Below are 15,260 nucleotides of genomic sequence, written 5' to 3' on the forward strand. Positions count from 1 at the left end.
TCAATCTGCTCGACCAGTGCCAGTTTAAAAGTCAGCGAGTAATCGCGCTGTGTCCGTTTCACACCTTGTCCCATCGGGCTCTCCGTTTATGTGGGGGAAAGGTGTAAACCATATTCAGGACGGGACACAGGCTACTCCTCGTCGATAAAAGTCCACTCGTCGCGCACCCGACTGATGGCATCGAGCCGGCGCTTGGCGAGCTGCTCACGAATGGCCTCCCCCTTGAAACCGGCTGCCACTATCTCCTTCACGGGCATGGCCTGGGCCGCGCCGAGCGCCTGTGCCACATAGTCGGGCTCGGCATAGACCCGCTCCTCGAAGCCGGTACGACCGTGGAAGTCGGCGCGGCAGGCGTCCAGCAGCTGGGCGAAACGCTCGGGTCTGCGCCAGGCATCCGCCTTGTCGAACACCTTGAGCAGGGTCGCGGGCTTGAGTTCGAAGGCGATGTGGATATGGGTGTGCAGATCACTCACCAGCAACGCCAGATCGCGGCAGTCGTTCGGCACCCGAAAGCGCTCGCAAAAGTCGCGGATGAGCGGCAGTCCCTTCTGGCCATGCCCATGATGACTCGGCCAGAATGCAGGCGGAGTCAGTCCCTTGCCAAAGTCATGGCACAGGGCGGCGAAGCGCACCGCCAGCTCAGGTGAGAGGCGACACGCCTGCGCCAGCACCATAAGCGTATGGATACCAGTGTCTATCTCCGGATGCCACTTGGCGGGCGCCGGCACACCGAACAGGGCGTCCAGCTCGGGGAACAGCGCCTTGAGGGCGCCACATTCGCGCAGCACCTCGAAGAAGACCTGAGGGGTCTGCCCCAGCAGCACCTTTTCCAGCTCCTTCCAGACCCGCTCCGGGGTCAGGTGGGCCAGCTCACCGGCGTTGGTCATCTCGCGCATCAGCGCCAGCGTCTCGGGGGCCACCACGAAGCCCTGGGCGTGAAAGCGTGCGGCGAAGCGGGCGACCCGCAGGATGCGCAGCGGATCCTCGGCAAAGGCCGGGGAGACGTGACGCAGCATACGCTGTTCCAGATCCTGGATACCGCCGTAGGGGTCGTGCAGCCGGCCCTCTTCATCCTCGGCGATGGCATTGATGGTGAGATCCCGGCGCAGCAGATCCTGCTCCAGCGTCACCTCGGGGGATGCGTGGCAGACAAACCCTGTGTAACCGCGGCCCTGCTTGCGCTCGGTGCGGGCAAGCGCGTACTCCTGCTGGGTCTTGGGATGGAGAAACACGGGGAAATCCCTGCCAACCTGAGTGAACCCCAGCGCCAGCATCTGCTCTACGGTCGCCCCCACCACCAGGTGATCTCGATCCCCTTGCGGCAATCCCAACAGGCGATCCCGCACTGCGCCCCCAACCAGATAAGTCTGCAATCTGCGTCTCCTTTGATAAACCTGCCCCGATTATACCGGTTTAGCCAACAGAGACTATGCCTGCTCCCCGCCTCGCCGGCGATAACCCTGCCGTGCTGCAAACTACAGCTTTCGCCAGCAGATGCACTGACCTCCCGGCTCACACAATGGCGGCACTTTCGGTCCCTTGGCCCCGATCAAAAATGCCGAAGTGGAGCAAGGCAGGCGCCAGCCCCCCTTATGGCATCCGGGTCTTTGACATCCCAGTGGGGAGGCTTTAACCTGCCGCCCATAACAATGGAATGGATCCTTATGTACACACAGTTCTTCGGTCTGTCGGAGCCCCCGTTCTCCATCTCGCCCAACCCCAAATATCTCTATATGAGTGAACGTCACGGGGAAGCCTTGGCCCATCTCAACTACGGGTTGCAGGATGGCGGCGGCTTCGTGCTGCTGACCGGGGAAGTGGGAACAGGTAAAACCACCGTCTCCCGCTGCCTGTTGCAGCAGTTGCCGGCCGAGACCGAGATCGCCTACATCCTCAATCCATCCCTGACCGAGCGCGACCTGCTGGCGGCCATCTGCGACGAGTTCCAGCTGCCATACGACAAGGACGCCGGCCTCAAGCTGCTGTTCGATCTCATTCGCGATCACCTGCTGGTCAACCTGGCGGCAGGCAAGCGCAGCGTTGTGCTGGTGGATGAAGCCCAGCATCTGCTGCCCGGTGTGCTTGAGCAGCTGCGTCTGCTCACCAATCTGGAAACCGACGAGAAGAAGCTGCTGCAAGTGGTGCTCATCGGCCAGCCCGAGCTGCAACAGATGCTGCGCCAGCCCCTGCTGCGCCAACTGGCCCAGCGCATCACGGCCCGTTACCACCTGTTGCCCCTTTCGCATCAGGACGTGGATGCCTACGTGCGCTTCCGGCTGCAGGTCGCAGGCTGTGTTCAGCCCATCTTTACTCCCAAGGCGACTCAGACCCTGCACCGCCTCTCCGGCGGCATTCCCCGCCTCATCAACCTTATCTGCGATCGCGCCCTGATCGCCGCCTTCGCCCGTGGCAGCCACAAGATAGTTCACGGCGACATCAGCCTGGCGGCCTATGAGGTGAGCGGCATTCGCGACGAGGGCACCTGGCAGTCCGGCCTCATGGTCGCTCTGGCGGGGGCCTTGCTGGTCGCCACCGGCTGGTGGGGCTGGCAGTTCTTCGGCTTCTTCCCCGAGCGCCCCGTGATCAAGGTAGAGGTGCCGGTCAAGGTAGACGACACCCCTGAGCAGCAGGAGCAGCTGACCCGCGCCATCAATCAGGCACTGGAGCCGGATAGCGCCATGCAGAATCTCTACAAGGTGTGGGGCTACCAGACCGAGCTGGAGGAGGCGACCTGCGACAACGCACCGCGCGCCGGCTTGCGCTGCCAGGAGGGCGACGCCTCGCTGGCGGAGCTGCAGGCCCTGCAACACCCGGCCCTCATCAGCCTGACCGACGAAACCGGCGGCATCTACTACGCGACTCTGGTGAGCCTGGGGCCGGACAAAGCCAACCTGCTCATCGGCAACCAGAGCTGGCAGGTAGACAGGCAATGGCTGTCCGATTTCTGGGGCGGCAGCTATACCCTGCTGTGGCGCATGCCCAAGGGTGGCGTTGCCCTGATCGGCAACAATGCCGGCGCGACCCAGGTACAGTGGCTGGACAATGCTCTCAGCCGCGCCCTGCAGCAACCGGATCGCAAGGTGCGGCGCTTCGATACCGAGCTCAAGAGCAAGTTGCAGCAGTTCCAGCGCGAGCAAGGGCTCAATCCGGACGGCATCGCCGGCAGCAATACCCTGCTGCGCCTCAACGTGATGGCCGGTGAACCCATGCCCAGACTGGAAGATGAGTCCAAGCGCACCGGCACGCCGGCCAAACTGGATGCCATGGACGACGAGTCCATGGTCACACTGTCCGAGGAGGCTTCCTGATGTCTACCCTGCTCAAGGCGCTGCGCCGGGCCGATCAGCCCCAGTTCACCTCGCATATTCCGGCGATGGGGTTGCCCGTCACCCAGGAAGAGGAACAGAACCGGCGCTGGATCTGGTGGCTGCTGGCCCCGCTTGCGTTGCTGATGGGCGCTGGCGCCAACTATGGCTGGCACCTGCTCAACAACCGCCCCATCGAGAAGACAATCGAAGTGAAAGAGGTGGTCACCCCCCCCTTCGTGCGCATCGAGCCCAGGCCCATGATCACACGCCCGCTGCCCCCGCCGCTGCCTGAACCCGTGGTCCGTCCCAGAGCGGTGCCCGAGAACAAAACGCCGGCTGCCAACAGCAGTCAGGGGCTGGCCGAGCGCATCATGAATGCCCTCAACAACACGCCGCTGATGGAAGAGGCTGTACCGCAGGCCCAACCCGAGGCGCAGGCCATGCCGATCAGCGCCCTGCCGCTGGAGCTGAAGCAACGGATCCCCGCCCTCTCCTACGGCTCCCACGTCTTCTCTTCCAATCCGGCCAAACGGGCCGTGATGCTGAACGGACGTGAGTTTCGCGAGGGGAGCGAGGTCGCCTCCGGGGTGACCCTGATCGCCATAGCACAGGACTACATCATATTGCAGGTGGCGGGTCAGAACGCCAGCCTCAAGGCACTGCAGGATTGGCGCGGCTGATCCAATCGTTATCCAAAAACCGGGGCAGCCCCGCTGACCTGATGTCAATTTCAAGAGGGAGCCCGAGAGCTCCCCTTTTTAATCAATAACATGAGCATAATGTGAACAACTCAGACAACACGACCTTCGCCACCCGGATCCTCGACTGGTATCAGGTCCATGGCCGCAAGACACTGCCCTGGCAGCAGGACAAGACCCCCTATCGGGTCTGGGTCTCCGAGATCATGCTGCAGCAGACCCAGGTCGCCACCGTGATCCCCTATTACCAGCGCTTCATGGCCCGCTTCCCTGACGTGCAGGCCCTGGCCGACGCCCCCATCGACGAGGTGCTGCACCACTGGACCGGGCTCGGCTATTACGCCCGCGCCCGCAACCTGCACAAAGCGGCACAGCAGATCCGCGATCTGCATGACGGCCTGTTTCCTGAGCGGCTGGAAGAGGTGATGGCCCTGCCCGGCATTGGCCGCTCCACCGCAGGTGCCGTGCTCTCCCTGTCCCTTGGGCAGCCCCACGCCATTCTGGATGGCAACGTGAAGCGGGTACTCACCCGCTGGCTGGCGCTGCCGGGCTGGCCCGGCCAGAAACAGGTGGAGAACGATCTGTGGGAGCTCGCCATCCGCCTCACCCCAAAACTCGGCGTGGCCCACTACAACCAGGCCATGATGGATATGGGCGCCACCGTCTGCACCCGCAGCAAGCCCGCCTGTGACCGCTGCCCGGTGCAGGCCGATTGCCAGGGGCTGTCGCAGGGCAAGCCCACTGCCTACCCCAACTCAAAGCCGAAGAAGAGCATTCCGGCCCGCACCGGCATCATGCTGCTCATTCGTCACGGCGACGAGCTGCTACTGGAGAAGCGGCCGCCGCAGGGGATCTGGGGCGGGCTCTACTGCTTCCCGCAGGTGGAGTCACCAGCCGAAATCGACGAACTCTTGCAGCGGCTCGGACTGAGCGGCCACGATTATCGGGAGCTGAGCGGATTTAGGCATACATTCAGCCACTTCCATCTCGATATTCAGCCTTTTCTGATTGAAATGGATGCACCACCGGCCCCCCAGCTCATGGAAGCGGATAACCGACTCTGGTATAACTTACGCCATCCTGCAGAAGTGGGACTGGCAGCCGCCACGGCCCGCCTGCTTGCCTACCCGGACTTACAACCATAGAGGTCAACATGAGCCGTACTGTATTTTGCCAACGCCTGAAAAAAGAGGGCCCGGGCCTGGATTTCCAACTCTACCCCGGTGAACTCGGCAAGCGGATTTTTGACAACATCAGCAAGGAAGCCTGGACCGAATGGCAGAAGAAACAGGTGATGCTGATCAACGAGAAGAAGCTGAACATGATGAACCTGGAGCATCGTCAGCTGCTGGAAAAAGAGATGGTGAGCTACCTGTTTGAAGCGGGTGAAGTGGCCATCGATGGTTATACCCCTCCCAGCCAATGAGTTGTACCTGTGAGCCAGCGACGGTTATGCATCTCTTAGCTCACAGCCAATGAATGACGGGCGGCTTCGCCGCCCTGTTTGAGGATCCTATGGGCCGAATTTTTTGGCTGCTTTGCACCCTGCTGTTTCTCTCTGCCTGCTCATCTTCCCCCAAGCCCAGCGGGAGCGAGGATGACACCCTGGTCAACGGCAAGGACATTCGCGGTTTCGAACACATGATCAGCGCGCTCTCCCATAACGTGAACGAGATATGGGGGCGTGAAGCGCTGTTTGCGGGCAAATTTGACTATGTCAAATACACGGATCAGTACAAGAGCCGTGCCCACATCGACTTCTCCAGCGGCCACATCATGGTGGAGACGGTCTCTGGACTCGACCCCCAGGCTCACCTGCGCCGCGCCATCATAGAGACACTGCTGACCCCGGACGATCCGGCTGAGGTGGATCTGTACTCCGATCGGGAAATCCTGCCCGGTGGCGAGCCCTTCCTCTATGGTCAGGTGCTGGACAACCAGGGGCAGCCGATCCGATTCGACTGGCGCGCCGAGCGTTACGCCGACTACCTGATCAGTACGGCGATGAAAAAACGCACTCTAGGGATCCGTACCATCTTCTTCGTCGATATTCCCATGGTGGCCAACCATGAAGACAAGCGGGGTTACAAGTACGCCAGCATCATTCGTCAAGCGTCCCGCAAGTACGGGGTGGCAGAGAGCCTGATCTATGCGGTGATCAAGACAGAGAGCAGTTTCAACCCCTATGCGGTCAGCCACGCCAACGCCTACGGCCTGATGCAGGTGATCCCGGCCACCGCAGGACGGGATGTCTATGTAAGGGTCAAGGGCAAGAATGGCCAGCCAACCCGGGATGATCTGTTCAATCCGGCCTACAACATAGACGTGGGAACCGCCTACCTGCATCTGTTGCAGACCGTCTATCTGGCGGATATCCAGGACCCGCTCTCACGTCGCTATGCGGTCATATCGGCCTACAACGGTGGCGCAGGCGGGGTGCTGAATACCTTCTCCAGCGATCGCAAGGCAGCGCCCGGCAAGATCAACCGGCTCTCGCCAGAGGTGGTCTACCAGATCCTGACAGAGCAGCATCCCAAGGCGGAAGCGCGCCGCTACCTCTACAAGGTCAATCAGGCCGAAAAAGGGTTCAAGCGCTCGCTGGCCCGCACCGGCTAGCGGTCAAAACAGAAGGGCGCCTCTTTGGAGGCGCCCTTTTTACATATGACCTGTGCTGCGGTTGTGCCTTACTTGGCGATAAACCCGCCCTTGCTCTGCGGTGTGGCGCCTACCTTCTCCAGGCTCTCCACTTCCACTTCGGTCTTGTTCCAGCTGTGATCCACTTCACCACGGATACGGATCAGATCGTCCGGGCCCACTTCGGTGCCGCGCCACACATCCTGATCCACTTCCACTTCCACTTCGCCACTGGCATCGCGGAACATATAGTTCTCGCCGCCCAGGTGTTTGACCAGGTTACCTTCCAGGGTGGCCCAGCTGTCATCAGCCAGATCCTTCAACTGGGCAACGGATACCTTGTTCTGCTCCTGCGGACCTGTGAAGGCCGCCATGGTGAAAGAAGAGATGGACATCAGGGTCAACAGACCGATTACGCTTGCCTTGTTCATTTCATGCTCCTGTGATTGGGTACGAGATGAGTGTGAGGCCTGGTGCGTGAAACAAACGTGAAGCCTCCCCATCTGGGTGAAAGGCATGTGACCGTAATCGATTTAATCAACCCCACCTGCTGCGAAATTTAATTCGGCTGGTTACGCTGCAAAATGGCAAAACGGGTTCCCAGCCCAGCTTGCCCTATCGAGGAAAAGCCTGCAGGCACCACCTGCTTCACATCAATGAGAACAACAAGATGAAAAAATGGTTTGTGTGTTTATTGGGGCTGATCGCGCTGACAGTTCAGGCAGCCGACAGTCGCCCCGCCTTCTCCCGGATCGTGATGTTCGGCGACAGCCTCTCCGATACCGGCAAAATGTACAGCAAGATGCGCGGTTACCTTCCCTCCAGCCCGCCCTACTATGAGGGCCGCTTCTCCAACGGACCCGTCTGGCTGGAGCAGCTGACCAAACAGTTCCCGGGTCTGACCATCGCCAACGAAGCGGAAGGCGGTGCCACTGCCGTGGCTTACAACAAGATCTCCTGGAATCCCAAGTATCAGGTCATCAACAACCTGGACTACGAGGTCACCCAGTTCTTGCAGAAAGACAGCTTCAAGCCGGACGATCTGGTGATCCTCTGGGTCGGTGCCAATGACTATCTGGCCTATGGCTGGAATACGGAGCAGGATGCCAAGCGGGTTCGCGATGCCATCAGCGATGCGGCCAACCGCATGGTACTGAACGGTGCCAAGCAGATACTGCTGTTCAACCTGCCGGATCTGGGCCAGAACCCGTCAGCCCGCAGTCAGAAGGTGGTCGAGGCGGTCAGCCATGTCTCCGCCTATCACAACCAGCTGCTGCTGAACCTGGCACGCCAGCTGGCCCCCACCGGCATGGTAAAGCTGTTCGAGATCGACAAGCAATTTGCCGAGATGCTGCGTGATCCGCAGAATTTCGGCCTGAGCGACGTCGAGAACCCCTGCTACGACGGCGGCTATGTGTGGAAGCCGTTTGCCACCCGCAGCGCCAGCACCGACCGCCAGCTCTCCGCCTTCAGTCCGCAGGAACGCCTCGCCATCGCCGGCAACCCGCTGCTGGCTCAGGCCGTTGCCAGTCCTATGGCCCGCCGCAGCGCCAGCCCCCTCAACTGTGAGGGCAAGATGTTCTGGGATCAGGTCCACCCGACCACTGTCGTGCACGCCGCCCTGAGCGAGCGCGCCGCCACCTTCATCGAGAACCAGTACGAGTTCCTCGCCCACTGATGACAAGGGGCCGACACATGGTCGGCCCTTTCTTTTTGTTCCTTCGCTCCCCTATAGGGTCAACGGTAACGTTTCACGATACCGTCATAGATGCCGTTCTGCCTGATGGTGGCCAGCGCCTCCTGCAGCCGCTTGATCACCTCCGGCGCCGTCTCCAGGCTCGCTGCCACATAGAGTTCTCCTCCGGTAAAGTCCTCGATGTCGTGCACTATCTTGAGGGTGCTGGGATCGTAGCCCGCCTGACGCACATAGTAATTTGCCGACTCCTGCGACACGGGCCAGAGGTCTATCCGCCCCATCAACAGCTTCAACATATTGGCCTCGTTATTGTTGTTGCGCTGCAGGTTGGAAAAGTTGCGCCCCATCAGGTACTGCTCCAGCGCGTCATTACGCACAGTCCCGATGGACCAGGTTCGCGCCTGCGACAACTCGCTGAATGGCTTTATGTCGTCACGCTTGGCCAGGGCAAACACATGAAAGTTGATCTTGGCGATCACACCTATCCACTGAAATTGCGCCTCACGCTCGGGGAAGCGACTGATGCTGTAAATAAGCACATTGGGCCGACTGCGAGCCAATGAAATGGCTCTCGCCCAGGGGTAGATATCCAGATTGTACTCAAACCCCGCTTCCTCCAGCATGGCCTCCACCACCTCTGTGCCCAGCCCCTTGATCTCGGCCTCCTCCAGATAGTTGTAAGGTGCATAATCCTCGGTCACCACATGCAAGGTTTCGACGGCCCAACCCGGGGCCAACCACAGCGACCAGCACAGCCATATCCATTTGCCGTTCATCTCCACCTCGGTGTGATCCTGCCTCGCTTAACTATTGCTGCCCCGCCCCAGAGATCAAATCACGCCAACCGGCTGTGGGAATAATAATCACAATATGTTTTATATCAGTTGCTTGAGAACCTGAGGAAAGGGACTACTGTTAATCTGTTGTGGCTGTGCTACAAGCCCCGACCCATAGAGGAGAGGCGACACCAGATCCCCCCTCACCCAACATGCAATTGCAGAGGCTCAACATGAATAAATCACTGATTACCTTACTGGTTTCAGGCTTGCTTGCGGCCAACGCCCACGCAGCCGGACAAGACAACACCTGGTATGGCGGTGCCAAATTGGGTTGGTCCAACTTCTACGGTGTCGATGAAAACAACATCACCACCCTGCTCGATGAAGACAACGATGAAGTGGGTGCCGGTGCTTTCGCCGGTTATCAGATAAACCAGAATCTGGGGATCGAGCTGGGTTACGACTACCTGGGCAACTACAAGTACAGCGGTACCCGTAGCGGCGCGGCCTTCAACGATAAAGTAGAGGCTCAGCTGGCTCAGCTGACCCTCAAACTCGGCTTCCCGGTGGCAGAGAATCTGGACCTATACGGTCGCCTTGGCGGCGGATATGGTTGGGCCAGCAGTGACAAGCTGGATAACGACGGGCGATTCAACTTCGTCGGGGCACTCGGCGCAGAATACGCCTTTAATCTGGATTGGGCCGCCCGCCTCGAATACCAATACAGCTCGCCATACGGCGACCGCGAAGATACGGGTTTGCGCATGGACAATGGTCTGCTGGCCGTCGCCGTGGTTTATCGCTTCGGCCAGGTCGCCCCTGTGGTAGCAGCCCCGGCGCCTACACCGGCCCCGGAGCCCGTCATGGTCGAGAAGCAATTCACCCTGAGCTCGGACGTACTGTTTGACTTCAACAAGGCGACCCTCAAACCGGAAGGCGGGCAGGCGCTGGATACCCTCTACGGTGAGATTGAGGCAGCCCGGCCCACGGATGGCGTCGCTACCGTGATCGGCTATACCGACCGCATCGGCTCGGATGCCTATAACCAGCGGCTCTCGGAGCAACGTGCCCAGACGGTCGCCGACTATCTCGTCGGCAAAGGCCTGCCAGCGGGCAAGGTCAACGTGGAGGGGCGTGGCAAAGGGTCCCCTGTCACCGGCGACAGCTGCACCAGCAAATCCAAGCATGAGCTGATCGTCTGCCTGGCCCCGGATCGCCGGGTCGAGGTCAAGGTGGAGGGAGTATCGGAAGTTCAGCAATAGTCTCATGACGCCACTCTGGTGGCGCCACGGTAAAAAACGGGAGGCATCAGCCTCCCGTTTTCATTCACGTCAGACTCAGGCGCCTTTGCGCACCTCTGCCGCAATCTGGTCAAGCAGCTGTTGCCAGCCTTGTCCCAGCTCGCTGACCAGAGAACCATAGCCGTCGGCTGGCAGCACTCGCACCTGCTGGAAGGGAACATCACGCAAGACTGTGCCCTCTTCCGTCAACAAGCGCCAGCGGCCGCTCAGCACGGCACGTCCATCGTGGCGCCCCTGAAAACGTTCGACCGAGATGCTCAGGACAGGACCCTTGCGGGCACCGTCCTGACGCACCACCCAGCCGGGCAGGCGGCTGGACAAGCCACTCAGGGTCAGCTGATTGAGCTGGGCATCGAGAAAACCTGCCCAGCGATGATACTCGGCGAAGTGCAGCTCATTGCCTTCCAGCTGATAGACCAGACTGACCCTGTCCAGCTGGCCCGACAGCGCAACCGGACGCAACACCAGTTGATGCTGGGGTTGCGCCGTCACCGCGGCCGCCGGCTGTGCCTCGGCATCGAGAGAGTAGTAGTGCAGCGCCGTCGGGGCCGAACTGCAACCCGCCAGCAGGCCCAGCAAGGCCAGTGTCATTATCTGTTTTTTCATCATTGACCTCGCTTGGGCTCAGGATCACGGGGACGGGCGCGATCAAAGATCAACGAACTCGGTTGTTCGTTGAGTGAATGCACCAGAGGCTGCAACTCACGCATCAACTGATTGAGCGACTGTACCGACTGGCGCAGATCCTGATTGGTCTGGGAGTTGGCATCGTACTCTTGCAACGTGCTCTGCAGCTGCTTCAGGCTGTCGTTCAGGGACGCTGGCAACTGCTGGGTCGAGCGCTGACCGGTAAACTTGTTCAGATTGGTACTCACGGCACTGATGCTCTTGAGGGTCTGATCCAGCGTGGCCAGGGTGCTGTTGACCTGCGTCAGCGTCTTGGCCGTGTCCATGTCGACGAACTTGTCGAGGATCTGGTTCACCTTGCGCTCGATCTGATCCAGCCCGGCCTGAACCGTCGGGAACACCTGATAGCCGGCCAGCTTGACGGCCTGATACTTGGGTGCATCCGGATAGAAGTTCAGATCCACCACCTTGCCCCCGGTCAGCAGGCTGGAGGTCTTGAGCGTCGCCCGCAATCCTTCCTTGAACTGCTTGCCGAACAGGGCACGCCACTGCTCCTTCTCAGCATTGGCATAGCGGTGAGAGAGCCGTTGCACCTCGATGCGCGCCAGTACCGGTATCTGTCGGCTTTGGAACATCTGTACCCCTTTCTCGTCGATGAGGTAGGGGGCCGAGATGACGGTACCGACCCGGATGCCGCGATATTCCACCGCCGCCCCCGGATGCAGGCCACCGACACTGTCTTCAAACAGAAACACGTAATCGATGAACTGATCCAGACTACCGGCAAGCACACTGGCTTCATCCTGGAAGAGTGTGAAACCATCCATCTGCTTGACCGGCTCACCGGGGGCCCAGCCGGGCGGCAACCCCATTGTGATGCCACCGTCGAGCAGACTCTCCAGAGAGTCCATCTTCACCTTCATCCCCTCGCTGCTCATGGAGACCTCGAAACCCGGGGTCATCCAGAAGCGGGAGTTGCCGCTCACCAGCACGTCATAGGGGGTGTTGATGAAGATCTGGTACTGCATCTCGCTCTTCTCGGGCAGGAATTTCGCCTCTTCCACCTGGCCTATGGTAAAGCCCTGATAGTTGATGGGTGACCCCACCCCGAGCGCACGGGTATCACGGCTGCTCAGGGAGAGCCGCAGCCCCTTGGCATCCTGGGAGGCCAGTGGCGGCTTGTCCAGCATGGCGTATTCGTCCAGGGGCTTGCCCTTTCTGCCAGGCGCCAGCTCGATATAGGCACCGGAAAGCAGCGTGCTGAGACCGGAGACCCCTTCCCGGCCAACCCTGGGCTTGACCACCCAGAATTGACTGTCTTTCTTGAGCATGCCGGCAGCAGCGTTGGTCAGGCGAGCCTTTAGCACCGCATGGCTGTAATCTTCACTGAGTTCCACTGCCTCGATACGACCCACTTCCACCTCGCGGGAGCGGATCACCGTCTTGCCCGCCACTATCCCTTCGGCGGTAGCCACTGTCAGGGTGAAGCTGGGACCTTGCGAATACCAATGCTGGAACAGCATCCAGACCCCGATGAACAGCGCCAGCAGAGGCACCATCCAGATTGCAGCGGCCGAGCTCAGAAAATCAGAGCCGGGTTTCCACCTTTTCTTACGCTCACTCACGTTCGCGCTCTCCTTGTTGTAAATCCCAGATCAGGCGGGAGTCGAAACTCATGGCAGCTACCATGGTGATCAACACCACACCCGCAAATGCAACGGCTGCAGGGCCCGGATAGACAGTCATCAGGTTGTCGAGCCGGATCAGGCCCGCCAATATGGCCACCACGAAGACGTCGATCATCGACCAGCGTCCCACAAATTCAGTCATGCGATAGAGCTTGAGCTTGCCAAGGGGTGAGGCCCCGTGGCCGCGCTGTACCATATAGCAAAGCCACAGCAGCGCCAGGATTTTCACCAGCGGCACCACAACGCTGGCGATGAAGATCACTGCAGCTATGGGGTAAGACCCCATGGCCCACAACAAAACCACCCCGCCCATGATAGTGGAAGGGCTGTCATCCCCGAGGAAGACGGTATCCATAATGGGATAAAGGTTGGCCGGTACGTAGAGGATCACAGAGGTGAAGAGCAGGGCCCAGGTCCGGTTGATGCCACCCGGCTTGCGGCTGTGCAGGTGCTCACCGCAACGCTTGCAGCTATGCTCCCCCACCTCACCCAGAGCGCCGCAGATGTGGCACCCCACCAGCCCGGATGCCATGGCGCTGGCCTCGGCATCAGCATCGAGCTCGCGGGGTTCGGTCGGCCCGAACAGCCGCTGCCACAGCCACATGCGATCCAGCGACGAGATCGTCTTGATGAGCAGTACCGTGTAACCGACGAAGGCCCAGAACGACAGCCCCATCTTGATGTCAGCCATCCCCATCAGTTTGACCAGCGAAATGAGCACCCCGATGAGGAACACATCCACCATCAGCCAAGGCTTTATCCGGCAAAGCAGACGGCCTAGCGCACGCAGGGAATTGCTGTGCAGATCCTTGTCGACCCGCCACAGCACCAGCATGATGGAGCCCACATAGACCAGCGGCAGGCCGATAAGCGTCAAACTCAGCACAGCCCCAAGAAACAGGTAGCCCTGATCCACCAGAGTGGTGATGCACTGCAGAAACGTCATCTCCTGCCCTACCCCTTTGGCTGAGAAGGACATAAAGGTGAAGGAGTTGGAGAGGACAAACATGATGATGGCCGCAAAGCCATAGGAGATGGGCCTGCGTTCCTGCTCCGGCAGATGGACGCTCAGGACATGACCACAGCGCGGACAGCTGCTCTTCTCCCCCACGGCCAGCACTGTGGCCGGTACCAGCAGGTCACACTCTTCACATGCGGTCGCGTCGTGGGTATAGGTGGGTTTATGTAGGTTTGAAACCGGATGCAAGATGAAACCCCAAGATGAGGCCCGCCACGGGCCAGAGGCGCCAATTATTACAGCCGCGGCCCCCGCCGACCAGTACTGTCGTTACACCATACGGGATGGGCGTGAGAATGACTTTGACAAGCCAGTAGCCATTTAGCACAATCAAACGCCACTTTTTTCCGCGGGACAATAATTTATGACAACTGAATCCCCAAGCTACTCCACGATTGAGCAAGCCTTCTCCCTCGGGAACGGGCAAGATTCTGCCCTCAACTGGTTGCGTAAAAATCGCAGTCAGGTCGCCATCTTCCTGGTGAGCGGCATCAAGCTGGAAGGAACCATCAGCGGCTTCGACCAGTACAGCGTACTGTTGACCGATGCCCATGGTAACCAGCAGCTGGTCTACAAGGCCAAGATCTCCACCATCGCCATGCATTCCGGCCGTCCCCAGGTCAGCATACAGCGCGCCCGCAAGCCACGCGTCTCCATGGCGCCGCGCCCCCACGGAGCCCCGAGTCGTTACGACGACAATCAGGGCGGCAGCAGCGAGCAGTAACTGGCTTGCCTGAATCACCCCGAGACCATTGCTGAGTCAAAGGGTGACCGAGTCCATTCTCATTGATTATGTCTGTCCCGTATGAGAATGGACTCTATGCTTGGCCCGCTCGCGTCTCTCCCTCACCGCTTTCTCTTCAGTACTGCAAGTCGACCGGCTTGCCATCCCTGACCATGCAGGTCTGCATCCCGGCAGCCTGACCGGCCTGCACGCCAATTCCCGTATCCTCGAATACCAGACAGGTCGTCGGTTCAAGTCCTAAACGACTCGCTACCAGCAGGAAAGTATCTGGGTGGGGCTTATGCAACTCCACATCGTCAGCGGTCACCACCACGGAGAAGTAGCGATCCAGTCCGGTATTGCGCAACACGGCTTGCGCGTTGATACGCGGCGACCCTGTGCCTATCCCCATGGGGATCTGGCCGTGATAACGCTGGACCAGCTCCAGCATGGCCGGAAAGACGGCCACCTTGTGCAGATTGGCCACATAGTGCTCTGTCTTGCAACGGGTCACGACCACGGGATCCAGAGCGATCTGCTGCTGCTCGGCAACCAGCAGGGCAATTTTCCGACTCGGCATGCCGCCCAGCTCATAGAACCAGTCAGCATCGAAACGAAAGCCAAACTCCCGGGAAGTGTGTTCCCAGGCGGCAAGATGCAGCGGCATTGAGTCCACCAGGGTGCCATCGAGGTCAAATACCAGGCCTTGAAATCCGGATAGGGTCATGGTGCAGGATCTATGTCTGAGAATGGGTCCCCATTCTAGCCAGAGCCACTCCTCATCGCC

15 protein-coding genes are annotated in these 15,260 nt (G+C 60.0%); 8 read left to right on the top strand and 7 right to left on the bottom strand.

The window, feature by feature from the left end:
* Positions 1-131: 131 nt before the first annotated feature.
* Positions 132-1,373, bottom strand: coding sequence for a multifunctional CCA addition/repair protein (locus GWQ27_RS17605; protein WP_275907911.1), 1,242 nt, complete (start codon positions 1,371-1,373; stop codon positions 132-134).
* A 291-nt stretch (positions 1,374-1,664) separates the two neighbouring features.
* Between GWQ27_RS17605 and GWQ27_RS17610 the strand changes: the two genes are divergently transcribed.
* The 5 genes from GWQ27_RS17610 (at position 1,665) to mltC (ending at position 6,622) form a co-directional block, all read left to right on the top strand.
* A complete protein-coding gene (locus tag GWQ27_RS17610; protein ID WP_275907912.1) occupies positions 1,665-3,308 on the top strand; it encodes an ExeA family protein in 1,644 nt (547 codons plus the stop codon).
* Positions 3,308-3,988 (top strand): GspB family T2SS assembly factor variant ExeB, encoded by a 681-nt coding sequence (gene exeB / locus GWQ27_RS17615; protein WP_021140562.1) that lies wholly within the window; start codon positions 3,308-3,310, stop codon positions 3,986-3,988. The genes GWQ27_RS17610 and exeB overlap by 1 nt, the downstream gene beginning before the upstream one ends.
* Before the next feature lie 101 nt (positions 3,989-4,089).
* Positions 4,090-5,151, top strand: a complete 1,062-nt coding sequence (gene mutY / locus GWQ27_RS17620; RefSeq protein ID WP_275907913.1) for an A/G-specific adenine glycosylase — start codon at positions 4,090-4,092, stop codon at positions 5,149-5,151.
* Between the two features lie 8 nt (positions 5,152-5,159).
* Positions 5,160-5,432: an oxidative damage protection protein gene (locus tag GWQ27_RS17625; RefSeq protein ID WP_005313967.1), complete on the top strand. Its 273-nt coding sequence runs from the start codon at positions 5,160-5,162 to the stop codon at positions 5,430-5,432.
* A gap of 89 nt (positions 5,433-5,521) precedes the next feature.
* Positions 5,522-6,622: a membrane-bound lytic murein transglycosylase MltC gene (gene mltC / locus GWQ27_RS17630; RefSeq protein ID WP_275907914.1), complete on the top strand. Its 1,101-nt coding sequence runs from the start codon at positions 5,522-5,524 to the stop codon at positions 6,620-6,622.
* A gap of 68 nt (positions 6,623-6,690) precedes the next feature.
* Here the strand turns inward: mltC and GWQ27_RS17635 are convergent, their stop codons facing one another.
* On the bottom strand, positions 6,691-7,071 hold the full coding sequence (locus GWQ27_RS17635; RefSeq protein ID WP_005313975.1) for a NirD/YgiW/YdeI family stress tolerance protein: 381 nt from the start codon (positions 7,069-7,071) through the stop codon (positions 6,691-6,693).
* Positions 7,072-7,310: 239 nt separating this feature from the next.
* Between GWQ27_RS17635 and GWQ27_RS17640 the strand changes: the two genes are divergently transcribed.
* Positions 7,311-8,318 (top strand): SGNH/GDSL hydrolase family protein, encoded by a 1,008-nt coding sequence (locus GWQ27_RS17640; RefSeq protein ID WP_087756602.1) that lies wholly within the window; start codon positions 7,311-7,313, stop codon positions 8,316-8,318.
* Positions 8,319-8,377: 59 nt separating this feature from the next.
* On the opposite strand, the gene GWQ27_RS17645 is transcribed toward GWQ27_RS17640, so the two are convergent.
* Positions 8,378-9,112, bottom strand: coding sequence for a transporter substrate-binding domain-containing protein (locus GWQ27_RS17645; protein WP_181455304.1), 735 nt, complete (start codon positions 9,110-9,112; stop codon positions 8,378-8,380).
* Between the two features lie 233 nt (positions 9,113-9,345).
* On the opposite strand from GWQ27_RS17645, the gene ompA reads away from it, so the two are divergent.
* Complete coding sequence (ompA, locus tag GWQ27_RS17650) at positions 9,346-10,377, top strand: porin OmpA (RefSeq protein WP_005313988.1); 1,032 nt, start codon at positions 9,346-9,348, stop codon at positions 10,375-10,377.
* A 75-nt stretch (positions 10,378-10,452) separates the two neighbouring features.
* On the opposite strand, the gene GWQ27_RS17655 is transcribed toward ompA, so the two are convergent.
* From GWQ27_RS17655 to GWQ27_RS17665, 3 genes are read right to left on the bottom strand one after another with little or no spacing between them, the layout of a single operon-like run.
* A complete protein-coding gene (locus GWQ27_RS17655; RefSeq protein ID WP_131731584.1) occupies positions 10,453-11,022 on the bottom strand; it encodes a PqiC family protein in 570 nt (189 codons plus the stop codon).
* Positions 11,022-12,668 carry an intermembrane transport protein PqiB gene (pqiB, locus tag GWQ27_RS17660; RefSeq protein ID WP_111588861.1) on the bottom strand — a complete coding sequence of 549 codons (1,647 nt, stop codon included), beginning with the start codon at positions 12,666-12,668 and terminating at the stop codon, positions 11,022-11,024. The genes GWQ27_RS17655 and pqiB overlap by 1 nt, the downstream gene beginning before the upstream one ends.
* The gene (locus tag GWQ27_RS17665; protein WP_111588862.1) at positions 12,661-13,938 is read right to left on the bottom strand and encodes a paraquat-inducible protein A; all 1,278 of its coding nucleotides are present in this window, start codon (positions 13,936-13,938) and stop codon (positions 12,661-12,663) included. Before GWQ27_RS17665 ends, pqiB begins: the two co-directional genes overlap by 8 nt.
* Positions 13,939-14,113: 175 nt before the next feature.
* Here GWQ27_RS17665 and hfq point away from each other — a divergent pair, with 175 nt between their 5' ends.
* Positions 14,114-14,473: an RNA chaperone Hfq gene (gene hfq, locus GWQ27_RS17670; protein ID WP_005313994.1), complete on the top strand. Its 360-nt coding sequence runs from the start codon at positions 14,114-14,116 to the stop codon at positions 14,471-14,473.
* Between the two features lie 136 nt (positions 14,474-14,609).
* Here the strand turns inward: hfq and GWQ27_RS17675 are convergent, their stop codons facing one another.
* Entirely contained in the window at positions 14,610-15,200 is a 591-nt protein-coding gene (locus GWQ27_RS17675) for a beta-phosphoglucomutase family hydrolase (protein WP_219597933.1), read from the bottom strand.
* Between the last annotated feature and the right edge of the window lie 60 nt (positions 15,201-15,260).

Source organism: Aeromonas sp. 5HA1 (genome assembly GCF_029237245.1).
Lineage (GTDB): Bacteria > Pseudomonadota > Gammaproteobacteria > Enterobacterales > Aeromonadaceae > Aeromonas > Aeromonas salmonicida.

Bases quoted from the DNA above. Each gene is read 5' to 3' on its own strand.
- hfq (WP_005313994.1), top strand. From the start codon at position 14,114: ATGACAACTGAATCCCCAAGCTACTCCACGATTGAGCAAGCCTTCTCC.
- ompA (WP_005313988.1), top strand. From the start codon at position 9,346: ATGAATAAATCACTGATTACCTTACTGGTTTCAGGCTTGCTTGCGGCC.
- mltC (WP_275907914.1), top strand. From the start codon at position 5,522: ATGGGCCGAATTTTTTGGCTGCTTTGCACCCTGCTGTTTCTCTCTGCC.
- GWQ27_RS17635 (WP_005313975.1), bottom strand. From the start codon at position 7,071: ATGAACAAGGCAAGCGTAATCGGTCTGTTGACCCTGATGTCCATCTCT.
- GWQ27_RS17640 (WP_087756602.1), top strand. From the start codon at position 7,311: ATGAAAAAATGGTTTGTGTGTTTATTGGGGCTGATCGCGCTGACAGTT.
- GWQ27_RS17625 (WP_005313967.1), top strand. From the start codon at position 5,160: ATGAGCCGTACTGTATTTTGCCAACGCCTGAAAAAAGAGGGCCCGGGC.
- GWQ27_RS17655 (WP_131731584.1), bottom strand. From the start codon at position 11,022: ATGAAAAAACAGATAATGACACTGGCCTTGCTGGGCCTGCTGGCGGGT.
- GWQ27_RS17675 (WP_219597933.1), bottom strand. From the start codon at position 15,200: ATGACCCTATCCGGATTTCAAGGCCTGGTATTTGACCTCGATGGCACC.
- GWQ27_RS17645 (WP_181455304.1), bottom strand. From the start codon at position 9,112: ATGAACGGCAAATGGATATGGCTGTGCTGGTCGCTGTGGTTGGCCCCG.
- exeB (WP_021140562.1), top strand. From the start codon at position 3,308: ATGTCTACCCTGCTCAAGGCGCTGCGCCGGGCCGATCAGCCCCAGTTC.
- GWQ27_RS17610 (WP_275907912.1), top strand. From the start codon at position 1,665: ATGTACACACAGTTCTTCGGTCTGTCGGAGCCCCCGTTCTCCATCTCG.